The organism is Microbacterium sp. ARD31 (assembly GCF_031844425.1).
In genome coordinates this window covers 111,254-131,401 of the sequence record NZ_JAUZVE010000017.1, presented here as the reverse complement: position 1 = coordinate 131,401, position 20,148 = coordinate 111,254, and the positions used below count along the sequence as shown (strand labels likewise).

At 73.2% G+C, this 20,148-nt stretch carries 18 protein-coding genes; 6 read left to right on the top strand and 12 right to left on the bottom strand.

Annotation, left to right across the window (positions count from 1 at the left end; genetic code table 11):
• Positions 1–5: 5 nt before the first annotated feature.
• Positions 6–917: an ATPase, T2SS/T4P/T4SS family gene (locus tag Q9S36_RS29375; protein WP_311288369.1), complete on the bottom strand. Its 912-nt coding sequence runs from the start codon at positions 915–917 to the stop codon at positions 6–8.
• A gap of 148 nt (positions 918–1,065) precedes the next feature.
• On the opposite strand from Q9S36_RS29375, the gene Q9S36_RS29370 reads away from it, so the two are divergent.
• The 5 genes from Q9S36_RS29370 (at position 1,066) to Q9S36_RS29350 (ending at position 5,512) form a co-directional block, all read left to right on the top strand.
• On the top strand, positions 1,066–1,680 hold the full coding sequence (locus Q9S36_RS29370; protein WP_311288368.1) for a hypothetical protein: 615 nt from the start codon (positions 1,066–1,068) through the stop codon (positions 1,678–1,680).
• A gap of 220 nt (positions 1,681–1,900) precedes the next feature.
• Positions 1,901–2,884: a glycosyltransferase gene (locus tag Q9S36_RS29365; RefSeq protein WP_311288367.1), complete on the top strand. Its 984-nt coding sequence runs from the start codon at positions 1,901–1,903 to the stop codon at positions 2,882–2,884.
• Positions 2,881–3,630, top strand: a complete 750-nt coding sequence (locus Q9S36_RS29360) for a sulfotransferase (RefSeq protein ID WP_311288366.1) — start codon at positions 2,881–2,883, stop codon at positions 3,628–3,630. The genes Q9S36_RS29365 and Q9S36_RS29360 overlap by 4 nt, the downstream gene beginning before the upstream one ends.
• Complete coding sequence (gene rffA / locus Q9S36_RS29355; protein WP_311288365.1) at positions 3,624–4,781, top strand: dTDP-4-amino-4,6-dideoxygalactose transaminase; 1,158 nt, start codon at positions 3,624–3,626, stop codon at positions 4,779–4,781. The genes Q9S36_RS29360 and rffA overlap by 7 nt, the downstream gene beginning before the upstream one ends.
• Positions 4,778–5,512: a class I SAM-dependent methyltransferase gene (locus Q9S36_RS29350; protein ID WP_311288364.1), complete on the top strand. Its 735-nt coding sequence runs from the start codon at positions 4,778–4,780 to the stop codon at positions 5,510–5,512. Before rffA ends, Q9S36_RS29350 begins: the two co-directional genes overlap by 4 nt.
• Here Q9S36_RS29350 and Q9S36_RS29345 read toward each other — a convergent pair.
• From Q9S36_RS29345 to ligD (Q9S36_RS29305), 9 genes are all read right to left on the bottom strand, one after another.
• Positions 5,484–6,707: a hypothetical protein gene (locus tag Q9S36_RS29345; protein WP_311288363.1), complete on the bottom strand. Its 1,224-nt coding sequence runs from the start codon at positions 6,705–6,707 to the stop codon at positions 5,484–5,486. The genes Q9S36_RS29350 and Q9S36_RS29345 overlap by 29 nt on opposite strands.
• Positions 6,704–8,275, bottom strand: a complete 1,572-nt coding sequence (locus Q9S36_RS29340) for a glycosyltransferase family 39 protein (protein WP_311288362.1) — start codon at positions 8,273–8,275, stop codon at positions 6,704–6,706. The genes Q9S36_RS29345 and Q9S36_RS29340 overlap by 4 nt, the downstream gene beginning before the upstream one ends.
• A gap of 73 nt (positions 8,276–8,348) precedes the next feature.
• Positions 8,349–11,594 carry a hypothetical protein gene (locus tag Q9S36_RS29335; RefSeq protein ID WP_311288361.1) on the bottom strand — a complete coding sequence of 1,082 codons (3,246 nt, stop codon included), beginning with the start codon at positions 11,592–11,594 and terminating at the stop codon, positions 8,349–8,351.
• A 50-nt stretch (positions 11,595–11,644) separates the two neighbouring features.
• Positions 11,645–12,850, bottom strand: coding sequence for a histidine kinase dimerization/phospho-acceptor domain-containing protein (locus Q9S36_RS29330; RefSeq protein ID WP_311288360.1), 1,206 nt, complete (start codon positions 12,848–12,850; stop codon positions 11,645–11,647).
• A 2-nt stretch (positions 12,851–12,852) separates the two neighbouring features.
• The gene (locus Q9S36_RS29325; protein WP_311288359.1) at positions 12,853–13,542 is read right to left on the bottom strand and encodes a response regulator transcription factor; all 690 of its coding nucleotides are present in this window, start codon (positions 13,540–13,542) and stop codon (positions 12,853–12,855) included.
• 22 nt (positions 13,543–13,564) lie between these two features.
• Positions 13,565–13,711, bottom strand: a complete 147-nt coding sequence (locus tag Q9S36_RS29320; RefSeq protein WP_311288358.1) for a hypothetical protein — start codon at positions 13,709–13,711, stop codon at positions 13,565–13,567.
• Positions 13,712–13,804: 93 nt separating this feature from the next.
• Positions 13,805–14,710, bottom strand: coding sequence for a non-homologous end-joining DNA ligase (gene ligD, locus Q9S36_RS29315; protein WP_311288357.1), 906 nt, complete (start codon positions 14,708–14,710; stop codon positions 13,805–13,807).
• A 64-nt stretch (positions 14,711–14,774) separates the two neighbouring features.
• Positions 14,775–15,482 (bottom strand): L,D-transpeptidase family protein, encoded by a 708-nt coding sequence (locus Q9S36_RS29310; RefSeq protein ID WP_311288356.1) that lies wholly within the window; start codon positions 15,480–15,482, stop codon positions 14,775–14,777.
• Positions 15,479–16,393, bottom strand: coding sequence for a non-homologous end-joining DNA ligase (gene ligD / locus Q9S36_RS29305; RefSeq protein ID WP_311288399.1), 915 nt, complete (start codon positions 16,391–16,393; stop codon positions 15,479–15,481). Before ligD (Q9S36_RS29305) ends, Q9S36_RS29310 begins: the two co-directional genes overlap by 4 nt.
• Positions 16,394–16,488: 95 nt before the next feature.
• Between ligD (Q9S36_RS29305) and Q9S36_RS29300 the strand changes: the two genes are divergently transcribed.
• Positions 16,489–17,448 carry a Ku protein gene (locus tag Q9S36_RS29300; protein WP_311288355.1) on the top strand — a complete coding sequence of 320 codons (960 nt, stop codon included), beginning with the start codon at positions 16,489–16,491 and terminating at the stop codon, positions 17,446–17,448.
• 12 nt (positions 17,449–17,460) lie between these two features.
• On the opposite strand, the gene Q9S36_RS29295 is transcribed toward Q9S36_RS29300, so the two are convergent.
• Both Q9S36_RS29295 and Q9S36_RS29290 read right to left on the bottom strand, forming a co-directional pair.
• Complete coding sequence (locus Q9S36_RS29295) at positions 17,461–18,933, bottom strand: carboxyl transferase domain-containing protein (RefSeq protein ID WP_311288354.1); 1,473 nt, start codon at positions 18,931–18,933, stop codon at positions 17,461–17,463.
• Positions 18,930–20,147 (bottom strand): CoA transferase, encoded by a 1,218-nt coding sequence (locus Q9S36_RS29290; RefSeq protein ID WP_311288353.1) that lies wholly within the window; start codon positions 20,145–20,147, stop codon positions 18,930–18,932. The genes Q9S36_RS29295 and Q9S36_RS29290 overlap by 4 nt, the downstream gene beginning before the upstream one ends.
• Between the last annotated feature and the right edge of the window lies 1 nt (position 20,148).

The window sequence follows — 20,148 nt, the reverse complement described above, 5'->3', positions numbered from 1 at the left end:
ACCGCTCAACTGATCTGCAAGAAGTTCATAGTGCGAAAACTGGGCATCTGTGTCCGCAGCGCCTCCTTCACCAGGTCGCGGAGGACGATCTCCCCGGTCTGCTCGAGCCCCGCCTGCCGGGTCTGCATCGCCACCCAGTCGGGGTGGCTGAAGCGCAGCTCGAAGACCTCCTCCGCACTGACCACCCGCTCCCCACCCGGAACGGCGGCCGCCAGGCAGTTCAGCATCGTCGTCTTGCCGGCCTGCGTGCCTCCGGCCACGAGGATGTTGAGGCCTGCTCGCACGGAGGCCTCGAGGAAACGTGCGGCCTGCGGCGTGAGGCTGCCCAGGGCGACGAGGTCGGAGAGGCGGTGGGCGCGCAGGAGGAACTTCCGGATGTTGACGGCCGTGAACCCGCGCGTGATCCCCTCGAGGACGACGTGGAGGCGGTGTCCCTCGGGCAGCATCGCGTCGACGAACGGGGTGCTGATGTCGAGGCGCCGGCCGCTGGACTTGAGCATCCGCTCGACGAGCTCGTCGACCTGCGCCGGGTCGAGGCGCAGGTTGGTGAGCTCGTGCCGGCCGCGCCGGGCGATGAACACCCGGCTGGGGTCGTTGATCCAGATCTCCTCCACCTCGGGGTCGTCGAGGAACGGCTGGAGCGGGCCGAAGCCGGCCACCCGCGCGACCAGCTCACCGACCATCGCGCCGTCGTCGGCGACCGGGGCGACCGCGCCGGTGAGGCTGAGCTGGTCGTGGTCGCGGACCACGTCCTCGGCGATGCGGCGTACGACGAGCGACTCCCGCTGGGGGTCGACGCCCTCGCGCCGCACGCGCTCGCGCACCTGGGCGTCGAGCTGGCGCACGAGGTGGTCGTGGGCGTCGTGTGCGCCCACGCGCGCCTGCGTGGGCGGTCGCTCGATGCGATCAACAGCCATGAGTCCTGCTTCCCGAGATGGTGCTGCCGGTCAAGTTACCCACGACGCGCCGACCCGAACCAGAGCGCAGGTAAAGGTTGTGGACAACTCCCAGCCGCGAGGCGGACACTCGGAGCCGTTGGTCCAGGTGCGGCACTCGGGGGTCATCATGAGTCGACTCAGGCTGTGGCAGAGCTCGGTGGGCATCCTGCTCTTCATCCTCTACTGGGCCCTGATCGCCGCATGCGGGGACAGCATCAGCGCCTGGTCGGGCTCCGTGCGGAACACCGTCGTCGTCATCGCCGTGATCGCGATGGTCGCGGGCGTAATCACCTTCGTCGCCGGTGTCGCGATGGGCACCGGGGGGAGCCGACGGGGCGAGGTCGTGTTCCTCGGGTTCGCCCTCGTGCTGCTCGGTCTCGTCGCCCTCATCGCGCGCTCGTACTTCGACCAGGACGTCCCGGTATCGGCCGAGCTGAAGTTCGCGGTGGGCGTCGGCGGCGTGGCGCTGGGCGGCTTCGTGTTCGCCGCCACCCAGTTCGACACGATCCGCGCTGCGGCATCGGTCCCGGTCGTGCTGCTCCTCATCGGGGTGGCCACCTGGCCGGGTGCGGCCGACCTCATGGAGCCGTCCGTGCGGGAGGCGCTGATCAAGTGGATGGGCATCCTCCTGGGCGTCAACGGCGTGGCCGAGGCCGGGAAGCAGGTCGGGGAGACCTTCGCGCGCTCGCGCGCCACGACGTCCGTCGCCGGCACCGCCGGCGACCTCGCCCCCTCCGAGTGACCCCCGCACGCTCATCCCCCGCACGTGCGGCGGTTGTGGCCCCGTTTTGACGGGTTCGAGGGCAAGAACCGCCGCACGTGCGGCGCATCGGGGGTGAGGGTGAACCCCGTCCCCGGGATGGGCACGGGGAGGAGGGTGCGCCCTATGCTCGAACCGGGCCACCGGGCGGCCCCACGGCCAAGCAGCCGGACGAGACTCGACGAGAAGCGGAGGTGGAGCGGTGCGCAGCGACCACGACGCCGCCCCCGCGCCGGCCACGCCCCTCCGCGACGACGCCGCGGAGGCGACGTACTCGGTCGTGATCCCGGTCTACAACAGCGCCGGCGTGGTCGGGGAGACGATCGACCGGGTGACCGCGGTCTTCGAGGAGGCGGGCCTGCGCCACCAGGTCGTGCTGGTCAACGACGGCAGCCGCGACGGCAGCTGGGACGTGATCGCCGACCGCGCGCGTCGCTCGCCCAACGTCGTGGCGCTCAACCTGCTGAAGAACTATGGCCAGCACCACGCCAACCTCGCCGGGATGCGCGAGGCGACCGGCGACTACGTCATCACGATGGACGACGACCTCCAGAACCCGCCCGACCAGGCGCTGATCCTCATCGAGAAGGCGCTCGAGGGCCACGACGTCGTCTTCGGGCGCTTCGAGCGCAAGCAGGCCAAGGGCTACCGCCGCCTCGGCAGCAAGCTGATCAGCGCGGTCAACCGCCGCGTCTTCGAGCAGCCGCCGGACCTCGCCGTCTCGAACTACCGGATCCTGCGCCGCGACGTCGTCGACCGGATCTGCTCGTCGCGGACCGCGCACCCCTACATCACGGGCCAGGCGCTGATGTTCTCCAGCAACCCCGCCGACGTGCTGGTGCGCCACGACCCGCGCGCCGTCGGCACCAGCAACTACGGCATGCGCCGCATCCTGTCGCTGGTGCTGGCGATCCTGTTCAGCTACTCGGTGTTCCCCCTGCGCGCGGCCGCCGCGGTCGGCTTCGTGATCGCCGCCGCGAGCTTCCTGCTCGGCCTCTTCTACCTCGTCCGCGCCCTGTTCGTGGACTCGGCCGTGCCGGGGTGGACGACGATCGCGGTGCTGCTCGCCGTGCTCAACGGCGTGGTCATCATGCTGCTCTCCATGCTCGGCGAGTACGTCGTTCGCACGCTCGACGCCGTGAGCGTCGTGCGGACCTACCACGTGACGGAGCGCGTCGGCTCGTGACGGACCACTCCTCCCGGCACGCCCTCGTGATCGGCGCCCAGCGGTGCGGCACGACGTACCTCGCGACCGCGCTCGACGCCCACCCGCAGGTCACCCTGGCGCGTCCGGCCCGCCCCGAGCCGAAGGTCTTCTGCGACGAGGCGCTGGCCGCGCGCGGCGCCGAGTGGTACCGCCGGACGTGGTTCGCGCACGCCCGCGACGAGCGGGTGCTGGTCGACAAGAGCACCAGCTACCTCGAGGACCCGCAGGCACCCGCCCGGGCGGCGGCGGTGCTCGGCGACCCGCACGTGGTGGTGCTGCTGCGCGACCCGGTGCAGCGGGCGGTGTCGCACTGGCGGTTCAGCACCGGCCACGGCCTCGAGACGCGCGACCTCGAGACGGCACTGCGCGCCGACCTGGTCGAGGAGCAGCCCTGGGACCCCGACCGCACGTCGGTCTCCCCCTTCGCCTACCTCCGCCGCGGCCGGTACGCCGACCACCTCGCGCCGTGGCTCGCCACGTTCGGCGCGGACGTGCACGTCGTCCTCCTCGAGGACCTGCTGGCCGACCCCGCCGTGCTGGGTGGCCTCCTCGAGGCGCTGGGCGTCGACCCGGCGCTGGCGCCGCCCCCGGAGCCCGGGCCGGTCAATGCGAGCGAGGGCGAGCGGCCCGTATTGGGCGAGGCGTTCCTGGGCACCCTGCAGGAGTACTTCGAGCACAGCAACGAGGCCCTGGCCGCGCAGCTGGGAAGGCGGTTGCCGTGGTGACGGACGTCCTGTTCAACCTCCCGGCGGTGGAAGGGCGCGAGCTGGACTACGTCCAGGAGGCGATCCGCGGCGGCCACCCCGCCTCCGGCGGCGAGTTCGCGCGCCGGGCCGCGGAGGTCCTCGCGGCCGACGCCGGGTCCGCCGAGGCGCTGATGACGACCTCGTGCACCGCCGCCCTCGAGCTCTCCGCGATGCTGCTCGACCTGCAGCCCGGGGACACGGTGATCGTCCCGTCGTTCACCTTCACCAGCACCGCCCTCGCCTTCGCACGGCAGGGCGCCGGGCTGGTGTTCTGCGACATCGAGCCGCGCACGCTGGGCATCGACCCCGCCCATCTCGCGACCCTGATGGACGAGCACGTGCGGGCGGTCGTGATCGTGCACTACGCCGGTGTCGCGTGCGACGTCGACGGGATCCGGGCGGTCCTCGCCGACTGGCCCGACGTCACGCTCGTCGAGGACAACGCGCACGGCCTCTTCGGCGCCTTCCGCGACGAGCCGCTCGGCAGCCTGGGCCGCTTCGCGACCCTCAGCTTCCACGAGACGAAGAACTTCGTGTGCGGGGAGGGCGGCGCCCTGCTGCTCAACGACCCCGACGACGTCGACCGCGCCCGCGTGCTCTACGACAAGGGCACCAACCGCCAGGCGTTCATGCTCGGCCAGGTCGACAAGTACACCTGGCAGGACACCGGCTCGTCCTTCGGCCTGGCCGACGTGCTCGCCGCCTACCTCCTCGCCCAGCTGGAGGTGCGTGACACCATCCAGGCCAAGCGCAAGCGGGTGCACGACTGGTACGCCGCCGCCCTCGCGCCCCACGCCGAGGAGCTGGGCGTTCAGCTCATGCACGTGCCCGAGGACCGCACCCCGGCACACCACATGTACTACGTGCTGCTCCCGCACCGCGACCGCCGCAACGACGTGCTGGAGCTGATGCGCAAGGCCGGCGTGCAGGCGACCTTCCACTACCAGCCGCTGCACGCCTCCGAGGCCGGGCGTGCCTTCGCCGCGCGCGAGGTCGAGTGCCCCGTGGCGCAGGACGTCAGCGAGCGGCTGCTGCGGCTGCCGTTCCACAACAACCTGACCGACGCCGACCTGGACCGCGTGGTGGCCACGTTCCTCGAGGCCGCCACCACCACCCTTCCCGACCGGTGAGCGCGCCCGCGGCCGGCCAGCCGGGCTCCTCGTCGCTGCACCGCGACGGCTACTGGTGGCACCGGGCCCGCGCCGACCTGCTCGGTGCCGTGATGGGGCCGCACCTCGGTGCGCCACGGCGCAGCCTCGACGTGGGCAGCGCCGACGCGCCGAGCGTCGGCTGGATGCAGGGCACCCACCAGCACGTCAGCCTCGACCTCTTCCCCGACGGCCTCGTCCCGGGGCAGGGGGTCGTGGGGTCGGCGACCGAGCTGCCGTTCGCCGACGGCACCTTCGACGTGGTGTCGGCCTTCGACGTGGTCGAGCACTGCGCCGATGACGCCCGCGCCGTGTCCGAGCTGGTCCGCGTGCTCGCCCCGGGCGGCCGGCTGCTGCTCTCCGTGCCCGCCTACCAGTGGGCCTGGTCCGACCACGACGTGCAGGCCGGTCACCACCGGCGCTACACCCGCGCCGAGCTGGTCGGCCTCGTCGAGCGCACCGGGACGCGCGTGGTGCGGGCGACGTACGCCTTCGGGGGCGTCTTCCCCCTCTTCGTCGCCGAGCGCGTACGCCGGCGGCTGCGGACCCCGCCGGAGGGCGACTCGCGCCTGCCGGAGGTCTCCCCCGGCCTCGACCGGGCCCTGACCGCGGTGTGCCGGGCCGAGTCGCGGGTGCTCGCCCGCGCCGACGTGCCGTTCGGGTCGTCGGTGTTCGTCGCGGCGGTCAGGCCGGGAGACCCGGCCGCGTCCTGAGCGCGGCCGCCGCGACGGCCGCGAGGGCGACGGTGGCAGCCGCCTCGGTGACCAGGAACGCGGTCGCCGCACGCTCGACGGCGGCGCTCCCGGAGAGCACCACCACGGTCACCGCTCCCAGCAGCAGGGCGGTCCCCCACGCGGCCGCGACCCCCGCGGCCCGGTCCTGGGCCAGGGCGGCGACCATCGCCACGACGTTCACCAGCGCCAGCGCGCAGCCCGCGGCGACCAGCGCCGCCGTCGTCGTACTGACTTCGACGGTGCTGCCGAAGACCGCGCGCAGCAGGGCCGGTCCCGCCAGCGCGCCGACCAGCACCGCGAGAGGTACGACGACGACCGTGGAGGCCAGCCAGGCGCGGCCCAGCCGTCGCAGAGCCTCGCCCGCCCCCGCGACGACGTGCCCGGTCACGACCTGCGTCACCTGGGGCAGCACCCCGAGCACGACCATGTAGGGCGCCCGGAACAGCGCCAGGGCGGCGAACATCGCGGTCACCTCGGCGGGCGTGCCGCCGAGCAGCGCCACCAGCACCGCTCCCCCGGTCAGCACGCCCTGGCCGGCCAGCTGCCCGGTCGCCGCGCCACCGAGGAACGCCAGGGGCCGCGACTGCCCCGCGCCGGTGTCTCCGTAGCGCCAGGCCGGCGGCCAGGCGGCGACCAGCGATCCGGCGACCAGGCAGAGGCCGTGGGCCACGGGGTCGTGCACGCCGGCCAGGAGCAGCCCGCCGACGAGCACGCACCGCAGCGCGTTCTCCGCGACCAGGGTCCCGGCCACGGCGGCCATCCGGCCGCGACCCGCGAGACCGCCGCGCAGCACGCCGACGGCGGCCGACCCGAGCACGACCAACACCACCAGCGCCGGGAACCAGGCGTCGTCACGGTGGAACAGCCGGCTCCGCGCCACCCAGGCCAGCAGGCCGAGGGCGAGGGCGACCACCACGACGAGCGCGGCCACCCGGCCGGCGGAGCGCCGTACGTCGCCCTCCTCGCCCGCGACGACGCACCGGGTGATCCAGTGCTGCAGCGGGAACGAGAACGCCGCGCCCGCGAGCGCCCAGATCGTCCAGAGCACCGACACCGGCGCCGCCACCGTCGCACCGAGCCCCCGCGTGACGAGCGCGAACAGCAGGTAGGCCAGCAGCCCGCTCACCACCGAGCCGGCCGCGAGGAGGACCGGGGTGCGGAGCGAGCGCGTCATCCGGACGGCACCTCGGGCTCGTTCCACCTGCTGGCGGGGTCGAACCCGGCCGCGGTGCGCAGGTCGGCGAGGGCCGGCTCGCCGAGGGAGGCGCGGGCGTACCAGTCCCACTGCGGCGCGCTGCCGACGTACACGTAGTCGGGTCGCAGCGAGTCCCGCCACCGACGTGACACCGTCTCCCCGACCGCGACGAGGTCGGGGCCGTCGGCGACGAGGGCGCGCTCGAAGCCGGCGCGCCCGCCGGGCCAGGTGTCCTCGAGGTGGTCCTGCAGCCCGCTGCGGAACATCTGGTGGCGGGTCGGGTTGGTGCGCCGGGTGAGCACGAGCGGCTGCGGGGCCTCGATGGAGGTGATGGTGGCGCCGGGCGGCAGCTGGGCGAGCACGTCGGCGGTGGCGCGGCGCTGCTCGTCGAGCGTGTGGTCGCGCGTCGACACGGCGTACTCCAGCGCGAGGCCGAGGGTCGTGGCGACGAGCACGGCGGCCAGCCCGACCGCCGCCCGGGAGGGCAGGAGGCGGGCGGCGAGGGCATAGGCACCGCCGACGCCGACGGCGGCGAACGGGAGGACCGCGAACAGGTCGGGCCAGGCGTCGTAGTCCTCGAGGGTCCACGCGAGGCCGGCGACCAGGCCGGCCGTCATCGCCGGCAGCACCAGCACGGCCGGGTCCGCGGCACGGGCGCGGCGCGAGACGACAGCGAGCGAGTACGCCGCCAGCGCCGCGGCGCCGACGAGCATCAGCCAGACGGTGGCGCCGTAGGCCTCGTGCAGGTCCAGCCAGACCGCGTCGAGCCGTTCGCGCACCGGGTTGGGCACGGTGTAGCGCCGGTTGATCCAGTAGAACGCGTCGACGGAGGCCCGCAGCGAGCCCGCGAGCGCGAACCACGTGGCGAGCACCGCCACCGGCACGAGCCCGCCCAGCGCGACGCGCACCAGCGCCCGCAGCCGTCCGCCGTGCGCCAGGAGCAGCACGCCGACCACGACGGCGGCGATGGTGCCGAAGAAGGCGGTCTGCAGGCACAGCGTCGCCAGCGCCGTGCACGCGCCGGCGGTGGCCCAGCGTCGCCGGTTCACCGCCCACAGCGCGAGGAGGATGAACAGCACCATCGGCGTCTTCTCGCGCGGGCCGTTGGAGGCGTACTGGATGAAGCCGTGGAAGGACAGCAGCGTGCCGGCGCAGACCAGGCCGGTCACCCTCGACCGGAACAGGTCGCGCCCGAGCAGGTAGGTGACGCACACGCTCGCGGTGGCGAGCAGCATGAAGAAGACCCGCATGGACACCACGTCGTCCCAGCCGCCGGCGCGTGCGGCCAGCGCGCCGACGGACGGCAGCACGTGCGCGAGCGGACCGGCGCGGTTCAGGATGCCGAGGTAGGGCGGCACGCCCTCCGCCACCTGCTGGCCGGCGTAGCTGTAGACACCGAGGTCGCGGGTGAGCGCACCGTGGAAGCCGTGCACGGTGTAGACGACCAGCGACACGGCCGCCACGACCGGGACGAGCACGTCCACGCGCGCGGAGGTGCCTCCGTCCTCCTGTCGAGCGGTCGTCCGCCGGTCGAGGAGTGGGAGCACGCGCTCACCCTACGGAGTCCGCCTGCACGTCGACCGCACCCGGCGGGAGGTGCGCCGTCCGTCAGCTGTCGGGCTAGGGCTCGGGCAGCGGCTCGACCCGCGGGATGGTCCAGTCGGCGTCGCGCACGAGGTCCTCCCCCAGCCAGGAACACACCACGCGGCGGTACTCCACGGTGTGCTGGTAGGCGCTGTGCGTGGCCACCGTCGGGCCAGGGTCTCCCGCGCGCCTCGGGGGCACCTCCGGGACGACCACGTCGTGGGTGGAGTCCTCGTCGGAGAACACCCGCCAGCCCAGCGGGTCGGCGCGGCGGAAGAAGTTGTACCACCCGTCGCGGCCGAGCAGGTCCCACAGCGTCTTGGGATCCTTGCCGGGCGGGTGGGGGTGGTACGTCGTCAGCAGGCGCGGGGCGTCGGGCAGCGGGTCCTTGAACCTGGGCGCGCCGTCGGTCGGGTCGTAGCCGAGGACGTCCGGGCCCAGGACGCACGGGAAGATCCGGCCGTAGAGCGCGCGCAGCTGGCTGCCGTAGGTCACGAAGCGGACGTCCTCCAGCTCCTTCTCGTCGAGCCTGATCAGGGTCGCCGCCGCGATCAGCGACCCCTGGCTGTGGCCGGAGACCACCACGGTGGCTCCCTGCTGGCGCGCCCAGCGGATCCGGGTCGACAGCTCCGGCACCACCCGCTCGGCGTAGCAGGGCGGGCTCAGCGGGTGGGCCGCCCGCGGCCAGAAGGTGGTGAGGTCCCACAGGATGCCCACGGCCTTGCGCGTCGCCTCCGAGCGCCTGACGTAGCTGCTGAGCAGCACGAACCCGGCGCTCAGGCCCAGCACGACGTAGAGCGAAAGGCTCGCGACGACGTGCGGCAGGTCGCTGCGCCAGTCGGGGAACAGCGTGCTCACCAGCACGTTGGGCGGCATGCCGGTGGCGGACAGGCAGAGCAGGAGCAGCACCAGCGCCACCGTCACCCCTCCCAGCAGCTCGAGCAGCCGCTCGGCACGATGGGCGTACGCCGCCCGCAGCCGCTTGCCGCGGATCTCGTTGCGCGACTCGGTGGGCACCCGCTCGCGGTGGGCCAGCCGCTTGATCGGGCCGTAGACACCGATCTTGAGCCGGATGAAGCACGCGACCGCTATCAGCGCGGCGAGCAGCGCCCAGAGCACCTGCACGATCGGCGCCCAGATGAGGACCTGCGGCACCACCAGCGGCGTGGTCGGCGGTTCGGCGACCGAGAGGCGCACCCGACCACCCGTGGCCACCACCAGCTCGCGCGACCCCACCGGCACCTCGGCGGCCGACTCGAAGCGCACGGTGTCGGGGTGGCACGAGGCCGGCAGGGCGGCTGACGACCTGGCCCAGCACGTGTCGACGAGGTCCAGCGCGGGCTCCTCGAGGCGCAGCCTGCCCGCGCGGACGACCGTGTCCCGCAGCGGCTTGGTGAGCTCGTCGACGAGGACCGCGGCACGGTCGACCTCGAGGACGCCACGCACGAGCCGGGCCGGCTCTTCGTCCGACAACGGCAGCAGCACGATGCCGTCGCGCAGCACCGCCCCCTCCGAGAGGCGGACGGTGTCGTCGTCGGCGCCGGCGGTCACCTTCCTGGGCGCCGTCGACTCCCGGACCGCCTTCGAGTCCGAGGTCAGGTCGGACACCGTCTGGTCGGGGCCGTTGAGGTACTCCGCCGCCCCGGTCACGGCTGCCGTGGTGAACAGCAGGGCGATCCAGCCCGCCGCGCCGATCAGCACCGCGGGAGCACCGCCGTACCACGCCTCGGCCCCGCGGCCCAGGCTCGGACGCGCCTGCCGCCACTGCCACCGCAGCATCACCACGAAGAACCCGAGGGCGAGCAACAGGGCGCCGCCGAGGAGGAGCGCGACCTCGAGCTGCTCCGTGACCCCCTTCTTCCGCACGCTCACCCATGCCGCCACGACCACGAAGAGGAGGAACGCCACGATCGTGGTGAACGCACCCCGGGGCCGCATCCGCCCCGCCGCGAAGACGGCGATGTTGACCACGGAGAGGGCGACGAACGTGCCGATGAACCACAGGTTGTGCCCCCACCAGCCGATGGTGGAGTCCCAGCCGACCCGCGACCGCTCGCCGACCGGGGGCGAGGCGAGCCAGGCCAGCTGGGTGAGCACCAGGACGACCGACAGACGCATCAGCCAGGGAGCCCAGGCGTCGTGCGGACCCTTCTCGTCGACCCGGGGCCCGAAGTACTCCACGTCCTGCGGGTGGAGCCGCGCCGCGGCGACGAAGCAGGTGAGGAGGATCGCGAATCCCGCCAGGGCCCACGGGTTCACGGTGCCCGTGACCTTCCACTGCTGCACCCCGAGGTACGCCATCAGCGTGGCGACCGCCGCGGCCAGGTGGATCGCCTGCAGCCGGACCGTCCGGCGGGTCGAGGACCAGAACCGGGTCAGCTGCAGCAGGTGCACGTCCCTGACCTGTTCCTCCTCGCCGTCGCCGGTGGCCCACGCCCAGAACCGCTGCCACCGTGACCTGCGCGCGGTGTCGGACGTGGTGTCGGACGCGGTGGTGGACGTGGCGTCAGGCGTGGTGTCGGGCGTGGGAGCCGGCGCGGCGGCCGTCCGGGACGTCCGCGCGGCCCGTGCCTTCTCGGCGGCCGCCCGCTCGGCCTTGGCCCGGCCCAGCTCGTAGGGGTCGGTGGAGGCCTCGTAGCGGGCGAGCGTGCGCCGCGAGAGGAACCACATCAGCGCGATCGCGGCAAGCGGGACGAGCGAGGCCACCGCGAGCCGCTGGCTGGGGGCGAGGAACATCATGAAGTCCAGCCGGGCCGGGAGCACGTCGCAGCTCTTGGTGCCGCCGCGGTAGCACTGCCAGGCGACCAGGTCGAGGGAGATCAGGCAGGTGGTGAGGACGATCAGCATGGTCAGCAGCAGTGCCGCCCACCGGACGGCACCGGCACCCCAGCGCCCCGTGCGGGTGTCGGTGCCGACGTGCAGCCTGGCCCAGTAGGCCAGGTTCACCAGGGCGAAGGGCAGCAGTCCCAGCCACAGCACCCGCTGCACCCAGCCGAGCGCGCCCTTGACCGCGGAGGTGAGCGCCCCCCACGAGTACGCCTCGACCGCGTGCCCGGACTTCACCGCGCGGCGCGGCAGGTCGTCGCCGTCGGCGCGGAACACCCCTGTGATGCCGTCTCCGGCGACCTGGTGGGGCGTCTTCACCCCGAGCATCGAGGCCGGGGAGGTGCCGTGCACGCCGTGGACCCGGAGCTCCAGGGCGGCGTACGGCACCCACCCCGGAGCGGTCGAGTCGGCGGTCCCGAGGTCCTGGCTGTCACTCCCTGAGGCCAGGGTGCCCATAGGGGCATGGTGGCCCTCGTGGTGCTGCTGGTAAAGGAACGGCGAGGAACTCAGTGCCGGGGCAGGAGGATGTCCAGACCACCGTCGAGGGCGTCACCGTCCCACGTGCCGCCCAGGAACCGGGTGATGGAGGCCGCCGTGGCGGCGTCCGTGCGCTCGGTCGGCGGCTCGATCGGGAGGTCGTCGCGGGCGCGACCCGACACGTGGAGACGCACATGACGGTCCTCGGCCTCGAGCCGGACCGTCACCGGGCCGGCCCCGTGCGCGCACACGTCGGCGAGCACGCTGTCCAGCACCTGCTCGACGGGTCCGGGCATGATCGACAGCTCGCCGCCGGCCTCGACGCGGGTACGCACCTCGCGCGCCTCGGGCAGCTGGTCGCCCCACCGCCGGCCGACGGTGTCGGCGAGCTCGCGCAGCGTGATCGTCGTACGACCCAGCAGGCCGCGGCCGCGGCCGAGCTCGAGCAGCTCGGCGATGGTGTCCTGCAGGCGCATCACACCCGTCTGGCACCGCGTCAGGGACGACCGGGTCTCCTCGTCGAGCCGCCGGTCGAGCAGCAGCTCGTCGAGCTCGAGGCGCAGCGCGGTGATCGGCGTGCGGAGGGCGTGGGAGGCGAGCTGGGCGTACTCGCGGTTGCGCTGGAACTCGTGCTCGAGGTTCTGCGCACTGGTCTTCAGCGCCGCGCCCAGGGCGACGACCTCGGGGATGCGCGACTCGGGCAGGTCGATGTCGAACCGGCCGCGGCCGAGCGCCCCCGCGCTGCGGGCGAGCGAGGCGAACGGCTCCGAGAGCCGGCGGGCGATCGCGAGCCCGAGCAGGATCGCCAGCAGCACCGCGACCAGCATGATGCCGAGCAGCGAGGTCACCAGCGACTGCGCGCTCGCCCGGACATGGGCGTCGCCCTGGACCGCGACGACGGTGGTCTCCCCCACCGTGCGGGTCACGCGGAGGGGGTCGCCCAGCGCGTCCGCGCGGAACCGGTCCCCGACCGCGGTCAGGTCGGGCGAGTCGGGGTGGCTGACCGTCAGCTGGATGTCGGAGCTGGTGAGGTCCTGCAGCTGGAGCGAGGACACCGGCAGGCCACCGTCGAAGCGGCGGTCGAACACCACCGCGACCTGCGCGGCATGCTCGCCGAGGGCGTCCAGCTCGTCCTCGCGGACCTCGTGCGAGAGCCAGATGCCACGCACGACGCCCACCAGCACCAGCAGCACCACGGTGAGGCCGACGAAGGCGAGGGTGAGCCTCTCGCGCACCTCTAGCTGCCGGTCTCCAGGCGGAAGCCGACGCCGCGGATGGCGACCACGCGCTCACCCGCTTCGGCCGCCTCGAGCTTGCTGCGCAGCCGGCCGATCGTCACGTCGAGGGTCTTGGTGGAGCCGTACCAGTTCTGGTCCCAGACCTGGTTCATCAGCGTCTCGCGCGGGACCACCTTGTCGTGGTGGGACGCGAGGACCGCCAGCACGTCGAACTCCTTGGCGGTGAGCGCGATCTCCTTGTCGCCGAGGTGCACGCGCCGCGAGGCGGCATCGATCTTCAGGCCCGAGGAGGTGACCACGGTGGTGTCGTCCGCCGCGACGTGGGCACTGCGCCGGAGGAGCGCCCGCACGCGGGCCAGGAGCTCGGCCAGCCCGAACGGCTTGGCGAGGTAGTCGTCGGCACCGACGTCGAGGCCGACCACCCGGTCGAGCTCGCCGGCGCGGGCGGTGACCATGATGATGCCGCCCAGATATCCCCCGGAGCGCATCTTGCGGCACACGTCGATGCCGTCCATGTCGGGGAGCCCGAGGTCGAGGATCACCACGGCGGGCCCCTGCTCGACGACGAAGCTCACCGCGTCTGCGCCACCCGAGACGCGGCTGACGTCGTAGCCCTCACGCTCCAGGGTGCGCATCAACGGGACGGCGATGTCCTCCTCGTCCTCTACCACCAGCACGTCGTGCACCATGCCTAGGAGCATAGAGGGGGGATCAGCGGGTCGTGGAAGGAATGTCCGTGTCGACCTGCTGGGAGACCGAGGTGTGGGCCGGCTCGGCCGACCCTGCCTGGCCGGAACCGATCACCACGGACCCGGCAGCCAGGATGACTGCGACGGGGATCAGTGCGATGCGGGACATGGGTCAAGAATCTTCGTCCGCGATCCACAGCCTTTCCTCGGACCGGCTACCCAGAGGTAAAAGTATCCGGACACTTTCCCACAGGTCCGGGGGTCAGGCCTCGAACACGTCCCCCAGCTCCGCCACCCGCTCGAGCACCTGCTCCAGGGAGAACTGGTCGAGCGCCAGCTCGTCCTCGGCACCCTCCTCGACCTCGTCCCAGGTCAGGGGCGTGGCGACGGTGGGCCGCTCCCGTCCCCGCAGGGAGTACGGCGAGACCGTGGTCTTGGACCCGGAGTTCTGCGACCAGTCGAGGAACACCTTGCCCGGCCGCTTGGCCTTGGTCATCACGCTCGTCACCAGCGCCGGGTGCTCCTGCTGGAGCGCCTCGGCGACCTCCTTGGCCAGCGCCGTGGTGCCGTCGCTGTCCAGTCCGCCGTCCCCCTCGTCGGGCATGGGCGCGTACAGGTGGAGCCCCTTGCTGCCGCTGGTGACCGGGGTGCAGGTGAGGTCGCGCTCGGCCAGCGCATCCCTGACCAGCAGCGCCACCCGCGCGCACTCGTGCAGCCCTGCGGGCTCGCCGGGGTCGAGGTCGATCACGAGCCGGTCGGGGTTGCGGGGGGTGCCGTCGGGCTCGACGGTCCACTGGTGCACGTGCAGCTCGAGGGCGGCCAGGTTGGCCAGCCAGGTGAGGGTGGCGAGGTCGTCGCAGATCGGGAACCGGATGGTGCCGTCGCCCTTCCCCGACCGCGACCCCGTGGTCGGGACCTCGGCCGTGCGCACCCACGAGGGGGTGCCGGCCGGGACGTTCTTCTCGAAGAAGCTGCCCTTCTCGACGCCGTGCGGCCAGCGGATCCGGGTGACGGCCCGGTCCTTCAGGTGCGGCAGCAGGACCGGCGAGATCTGCGCGTAGTAGTGCAGCACCTCCCCCTTGGTGGTGCCGGTGCGGGGGTAGAGCACCTTGTCGAGGTTGCTGATGGTCAGCGTGCGGCCGCCGACGTCGACCTGGACCTCGCTCATCCGGGGTCCCCTCGGCGTTGTTCGGGGGAGCGCAGCGGCGGAGAAGAACGCCGTGGGGTGGTTCTCATCGGCCGATGCCGATCACGGGGACCCGGGCAGGGTCGAGGAGCCGCACGAGCGCGCGGATCGTGCGCCGCGGCGCGCTCACGCAGCCGGCGGTGGCGCCGCGGCCGTTGACGTGGAGGAAGATCCCCGAGCCGCGGCGGCGCACCTGCTCGACGTTGAAGTCGGTGACGATCGACCACTCGTACTGGCGCGGGTAGTCGGTCAGCCGCTCGGAGGAGTCGGGGTGCGAGGAGGGCAGCCACCACCGGAAGCCGCCGTCGCGCTGGTTGCGCAGCCGGTTGTAGTGGGGCGAGGCGTTGTCCTGCACCCAGAAGTCGCCGCGCCGGATGCGGTGGTGCGGCAGCCGGGCGCGCGCGTCGCGCCCGTGGGTGCCGAAGGTGGAGGTGAGCCCGTAGGTGCCGAGCGGGGTGGTCCCGGTGCCCTGCACCCGCCGGTCCCCGCGCACCAGCCCGCCGTACCCGGTGCGGCCGTCGCGGGTGGTGAGCTGGCGCTTCCAGCCGGAGGCGGTCAGCCGCCACAGCGACACCGTGGCACGGGTGCCGCGGGTGTGGTCGACGGTGACGACCTGGGTCGTCCCGGGACGCAGGTCGACGCGGACCCCGCCGAGCTCGACCGGCTCGGCGTGGGCCGCCGGCGCGGTCGCCACCACGAGCGAGGCCACGAGCGAGGCCACGAGCGACGGGAGCGCCACGAGAAGGGGCCTCATCCGAGGTCCTCCGGTGCCAGGTCGGACCGCACGCCCTGGAACGACGGCTGCCTCAGGCGCTCGTAGCCCAGGCCGTGGGTGTCGATGTCGACGACCACGCGCGGCTCCACCCAGAAGGTGCCCTCGGCGTCCACGCGCGGCACCTCGTCCGCGAAGGGGTTGACGTCGCTGGTCAGCGGGGCGAGCAGCGCCGCCAGCCGGGCGCTGGTGGCGCCGGCGATGCCGCTGCCGACGCGGCCGCGATAGTGCAGTCCGTCGGCGGTCTGCTCGCCGACGAGCAGCGCGGCGAGCCGGTTCGTCGTACCGACCTGGGGGCGCCAGCCGCCGACCACGAACGAGCCCCGGTGCCGGTGGGCTAGCTTGCGCCAGTCCTCGCTGCGCTGGTCGAAGCGGTAGCGCGAGGTGCGTCGTTTGCTGACCACCCCCTCGAGGCCCTGCTGCAAGGTGGCGTCGAACAGCATGTCGCCGTCGTCGTAGGCCGCCGGCACCTGCCAGCGCGAGTCGCCGAGCGGGAGCTCCTCGAGCAGCGCGCGGCGCTCCTCCAGGGGCCGGTCGGTGAGGTCGACCCCGTCGAGGCGGAGCAGGTCGAACACCATCAGCGTCGCCGGCACGCTCCTCACCAGCCGGGCGACCTCCTTGGCGTTGCGCAGGTGCATGCGGTGCTGGAGCACCCGGAAGTCGGGCACGCCCCGCTCGTTGAGGGCGATGACCTCTCCGTCGACCATGAGGTCGCGGTCACCGAGCGGCGGCTCGCTGAGGTCGGGCCAGGCCGCGGTCACGTTGTTGTCGTTGCGACTGGTCATCCGGGCGACGCCGTCGCGTACGTCGACCAGCACCCGCACGCCGTCCCACTTGACCTCGTGCAGCCACTGCGCGCCGGTGGGCACGCGGTCGGTCTTGGTGGCGAGCATGGGGCGCACGCGGGTCAGTCTGGCACCCGAGCCGGCGTCCCTGCTCCCCCACACGAGTGGAGACGGCTGTCCGCGTGGACGGCTATCGTCTTGGCATGCGAGCGATCTGGAAGGGTGCCGTCTCCTTCGGCCTGGTCAGCGTCCCCGTGAAGCTCTATGCCGCGACCGAGAGCCACGACGTGTCCTTCCGGCAGGTGCACGCCAAGGACGGCGGCCGCATCAAGTACCAGCGCGTCTGCTCCCTCGACGGCGAGGAGGTGGCCTACGCCGACATCGCCAAGGGCTACGAGACCGAGGACGGCGAGATGGTCATCCTCACCGACGACGACATGGCCGAGCTGCCCTCGACGTCGTCGCGGGAGATCGCGGTGGAGAAGTTCGTCCCGCGCGAGCAGATCGACCCCCTCCTCTTCGAGAAGTCCTACTACCTCGAGCCCGAGGGCGCCGGCGCCAAGCCCTACGCCCTGCTCCGCCAGGCCCTCAAGGACGCCGACCGGATGGCCGTGGTCACGGTCGCCCTGCGCCAGCGCACGACCATCGCGGTGCTCCGCGTGCGCGAGACCGAGGCCGGCGAGGTGATCGTCCTCCAGACCATGATGTGGCCCGACGAGGTGCGCGTCCCCGACTTCAAGGTCGAGGTCGACGACGCCAAGCCGCAGGAGGTCAAGATGGCGCACATGCTCGTCGAGACCCTCGCCGGCGACTTCGACGCGACCGAGTTCGAGGACGACTACGCCGGCGCGGTCGAGGCCCTGGTGAAGTCGAAGATCGAGGGCGGCGAGATCAAGCGCACCGAGACCTCGACCAAGACCTCCGGCGAGGTGGTCGACCTGCTGGCCGCCCTGCAGAAGTCCGTGGCCGCGGCCAAGTCTGCTCGCGGTGAGGAGGTCGACGCCGACGACGCCGACGAGAAGCCGGCCAGGAAGACGACCGCCAAGAAGTCGACGGCGAAGAAGTCGACCGCCAAGAAGAGCACCGCGAAGAAGACGGCGGCCAAGAAGACGACCGCCAAGAAGGCCACCACCAAGAAGACGGCGGCCAAGAAGGCCAGCTGACCCCGGCGTCGCTCAGGACGCGTGGGCCACCGGTTCGCGGCCGGACAGCTCCCGCAGCCGGCGGCCGACCTCGGCGGCCACCGCGACGGCGAGGTCGCGGGGCGCCTCCCCGTCGACCTCGGGGACCACGTGCTGCACGACGCCGTCGGCGAGGAGGTCGGCGGCGCGGACCCGCTGCCGGGTCGCCATCTCGGCCGCGTGGTCGACGTCGCCGTGCACGATCAGGCTGGCGCCCTCGGGCGGCAGCGGTGAGAGCCATGCGTGCTCGGTCGCGACGACCGACCGGGCGGGCAGGAACGCGAGCGCCCCGCCCCCACAGCCCTGACCGAGGATGACCGACACCGTCGGCACCGTCATCGTCGTCAACGTGGCGATGCAGCGGGCGATCTCACCGGCGATGGCGCGCTCCTCGGCCTCCGGCGAGAGCTCGGCGCCCGGGGTGTCGATGACGCTCACCAGCGGCAGGCCGAGCTCCTCGGCCAGACGCATCCCGCGGCGCGCCTCGCGCAGGGCACCGGGGCCCATCGCGTGGCCGGGCACCTGCCGGGAGCGGTCCTGGCCGATGACCACGCAGGGCTGGTCGTCGAGCCGCGTCAGCGCCACCAGGACGGTGGAGTCACGCTCCCCCTCGTCGGTGCCGCGCAGCTGGAGGGTGCCGGCGGCACCGTGCGCGAGCAGGTCGCGCACGCCGACCCGGTCCGGACGGCGGGTGCGCTCGATGCTGTCCCAGGCCGACCCGTCGCCGACCGGCCGCGCCGCACGGACGGGCAGGCGGCCCGGTCCGGGCGCGTCGACGAGGACGGCGAGGGCCTGGTCGACCATCTCCGGGAGGTGCTCGGCGGCGACCACGCCGTCGATGACGCCGGCCGCGGCGAGGTTCTCCGCCACCTGCACGCCGGGCCGGAACGGCCGTCCGTTGAGGCCCTCGTAGACCTTCGGCCCGAGGAACCCGACGAGCGCCCCCGGCTCGGCGACGGTGACGTGGCCGAGCGAGCCCCACGAGGCGTACACGCCGCCGGTCGTGGGGTGGCGCAGGTGGACGAGGTAGGGCAGGCCGGCGGCACGGTGGTCCATCAGCGCGCGCGAGATCTCCGCCATCCGCACGAACGCCGGGGTCCCCTCCTGCATCCGCGTGCCGCCCGAGGCCGTGCTGGCGAGCAGCGGCAGCCCCTCGGCGGTGGCCCGGCGCACGGCGGCGGTGATCCGGTCGGCCGCGACCCGGCCGATCGAGCCGGCGAGGAAGCGGAACTCGTTGACGACCACGGCCACGGGCCGGCCGCGGACCTCGCCGCGGCCGGTGAGCACGGACTCGTCGGTGCCGGCCCTCACCGCGGCCGCCTCGAGGGCAGCGCGGTAGTCGGGGTCGGCGTAGGTCAGGTCCACCGGCTCGTCCCACGAGGTGAAGGTGCCGGCGTCGAGCACCAGGTCGAGCAGCTCGGGCGCGGTCCAGCGCCGGGCCGTCACGGCCGCCGTCACGGGTGTCATGCCCCACCCCCGCCGACCCACGAGCGGATCTCGTCGGCGTGCTGGTCGAGGAGCGGCGGCGCGACGTGGTCGCGGCGGGTGACCTCGTCGCCGGAGGCGTCGAAGAAGCGCAGCGGCGGGCCGGGCAGCGTGAGCGCCCCCAGGGTCGGGTGCTCGACGTCGACGAGCAGCCCCTGGCTCGCGACCTGGTCCCAGCCGTAGACCTCGTCGAGGGTGCGCACCTTGCCGGCCGGCACGCCGACCTCGGCGAGCCGGGCGAGCAGCGGCTCGGCGTCCCACTCGGCGAAGGCCTGCTCGACGACCTCGATCACCTGCTCGCGCCGCGCGACGCGCTCGCCGTTGGTGGCGAGTCCCTCGGCGTCGGGGTCCAGCCCGAAGCCGGCGCAGAACTTCTTCCACAGCCCCTCGCTGCCGAGCGCGATCTGCACCGCGCCGTCGCGGCAGTGGAACAACCCGTAGGGCGCGATCGAGGGGTGGTGGTTGCCCTGCGCGCGACCGACCTCGCCGGCCACGGTCCACCGGGTGCCCTGGAAGGCGTGGACACCGACCACGGAGGCCAGCAGCGACGTCCGGACCACGGTGCCCTTGCCGGTGCGCTCGCGCTCGTGGAGCGCGGCGAGGATGCCGTACGCGCCGTACATCCCCGACAGCAGGTCCGCGATCGGCACGCCGACACGCTGCGGGTCGTCAGGCCCCGAGCCGGTCAGCGACATCAGGCCGGCCTCGCCCTGGGCGATCTGGTCGTAGCCCGCACGCCCGCCCTCGGGACCGTCGTGGCCGAAGCCGGTGATGGAGAGGACGACGAGCCGCGGGTTGCGGCGCATGAGCTCCTCGATCCCGAGGCCGAGCCGCTCGAGGACGCCGGTGCGGAAGTTCTCCACCAGCACGTCGGCGCGGTCGACGAGCCCGAGGAGGACGTCCTTGTCGGTCGCGTCCTTGAGGTCGAGGGCGATGGACTCCTTGTTGCGGTTGGTGCACAGGAAGTACGTCGACTGGCGGGCGTCCGGCTCGCCGACGAACGGCGGGCCCCAGCCCCGGGTGTCGTCGCCGCTGCCCGGCGCCTCCACCTTGATCACCCGGGCGCCGAGGTCGCCCAGCATCTGGGTGGCGTGCGGTCCCGCAAGGGCCCGGGTGAGGTCGACGACGAGGAGGTCGGCGAGCGGGCCGGTCGATGTCGGAGAGGTGTTCGGAGAGGTGTTCGGAGAGGTGGTCATG

Coding starts and splice junctions, on each gene's coding strand:
- Q9S36_RS29375 (WP_311288369.1), bottom strand. CDS start 917: ATGGCTGTTGATCGCATCGAGCGACCGCCCACGCAGGCGCGCGTGGGC.
- Q9S36_RS29370 (WP_311288368.1), top strand. CDS start 1,066: ATGAGTCGACTCAGGCTGTGGCAGAGCTCGGTGGGCATCCTGCTCTTC.
- Q9S36_RS29345 (WP_311288363.1), bottom strand. CDS start 6,707: ATGACGCGCTCGCTCCGCACCCCGGTCCTCCTCGCGGCCGGCTCGGTG.
- Q9S36_RS29335 (WP_311288361.1), bottom strand. CDS start 11,594: ATGGGCACCCTGGCCTCAGGGAGTGACAGCCAGGACCTCGGGACCGCC.
- Q9S36_RS29325 (WP_311288359.1), bottom strand. CDS start 13,542: ATGGTGCACGACGTGCTGGTGGTAGAGGACGAGGAGGACATCGCCGTC.
- Q9S36_RS29320 (WP_311288358.1), bottom strand. CDS start 13,711: ATGTCCCGCATCGCACTGATCCCCGTCGCAGTCATCCTGGCTGCCGGG.
- ligD (WP_311288357.1), bottom strand. CDS start 14,710: ATGAGCGAGGTCCAGGTCGACGTCGGCGGCCGCACGCTGACCATCAGC.
- Q9S36_RS29310 (WP_311288356.1), bottom strand. CDS start 15,482: ATGAGGCCCCTTCTCGTGGCGCTCCCGTCGCTCGTGGCCTCGCTCGTG.
- ligD (WP_311288399.1), bottom strand. CDS start 16,393: ATGCTCGCCACCAAGACCGACCGCGTGCCCACCGGCGCGCAGTGGCTG.
- Q9S36_RS29300 (WP_311288355.1), top strand. CDS start 16,489: ATGCGAGCGATCTGGAAGGGTGCCGTCTCCTTCGGCCTGGTCAGCGTC.
- Q9S36_RS29295 (WP_311288354.1), bottom strand. CDS start 18,933: ATGACACCCGTGACGGCGGCCGTGACGGCCCGGCGCTGGACCGCGCCC.
- Q9S36_RS29290 (WP_311288353.1), bottom strand. CDS start 20,147: ATGACCACCTCTCCGAACACCTCTCCGAACACCTCTCCGACATCGACC.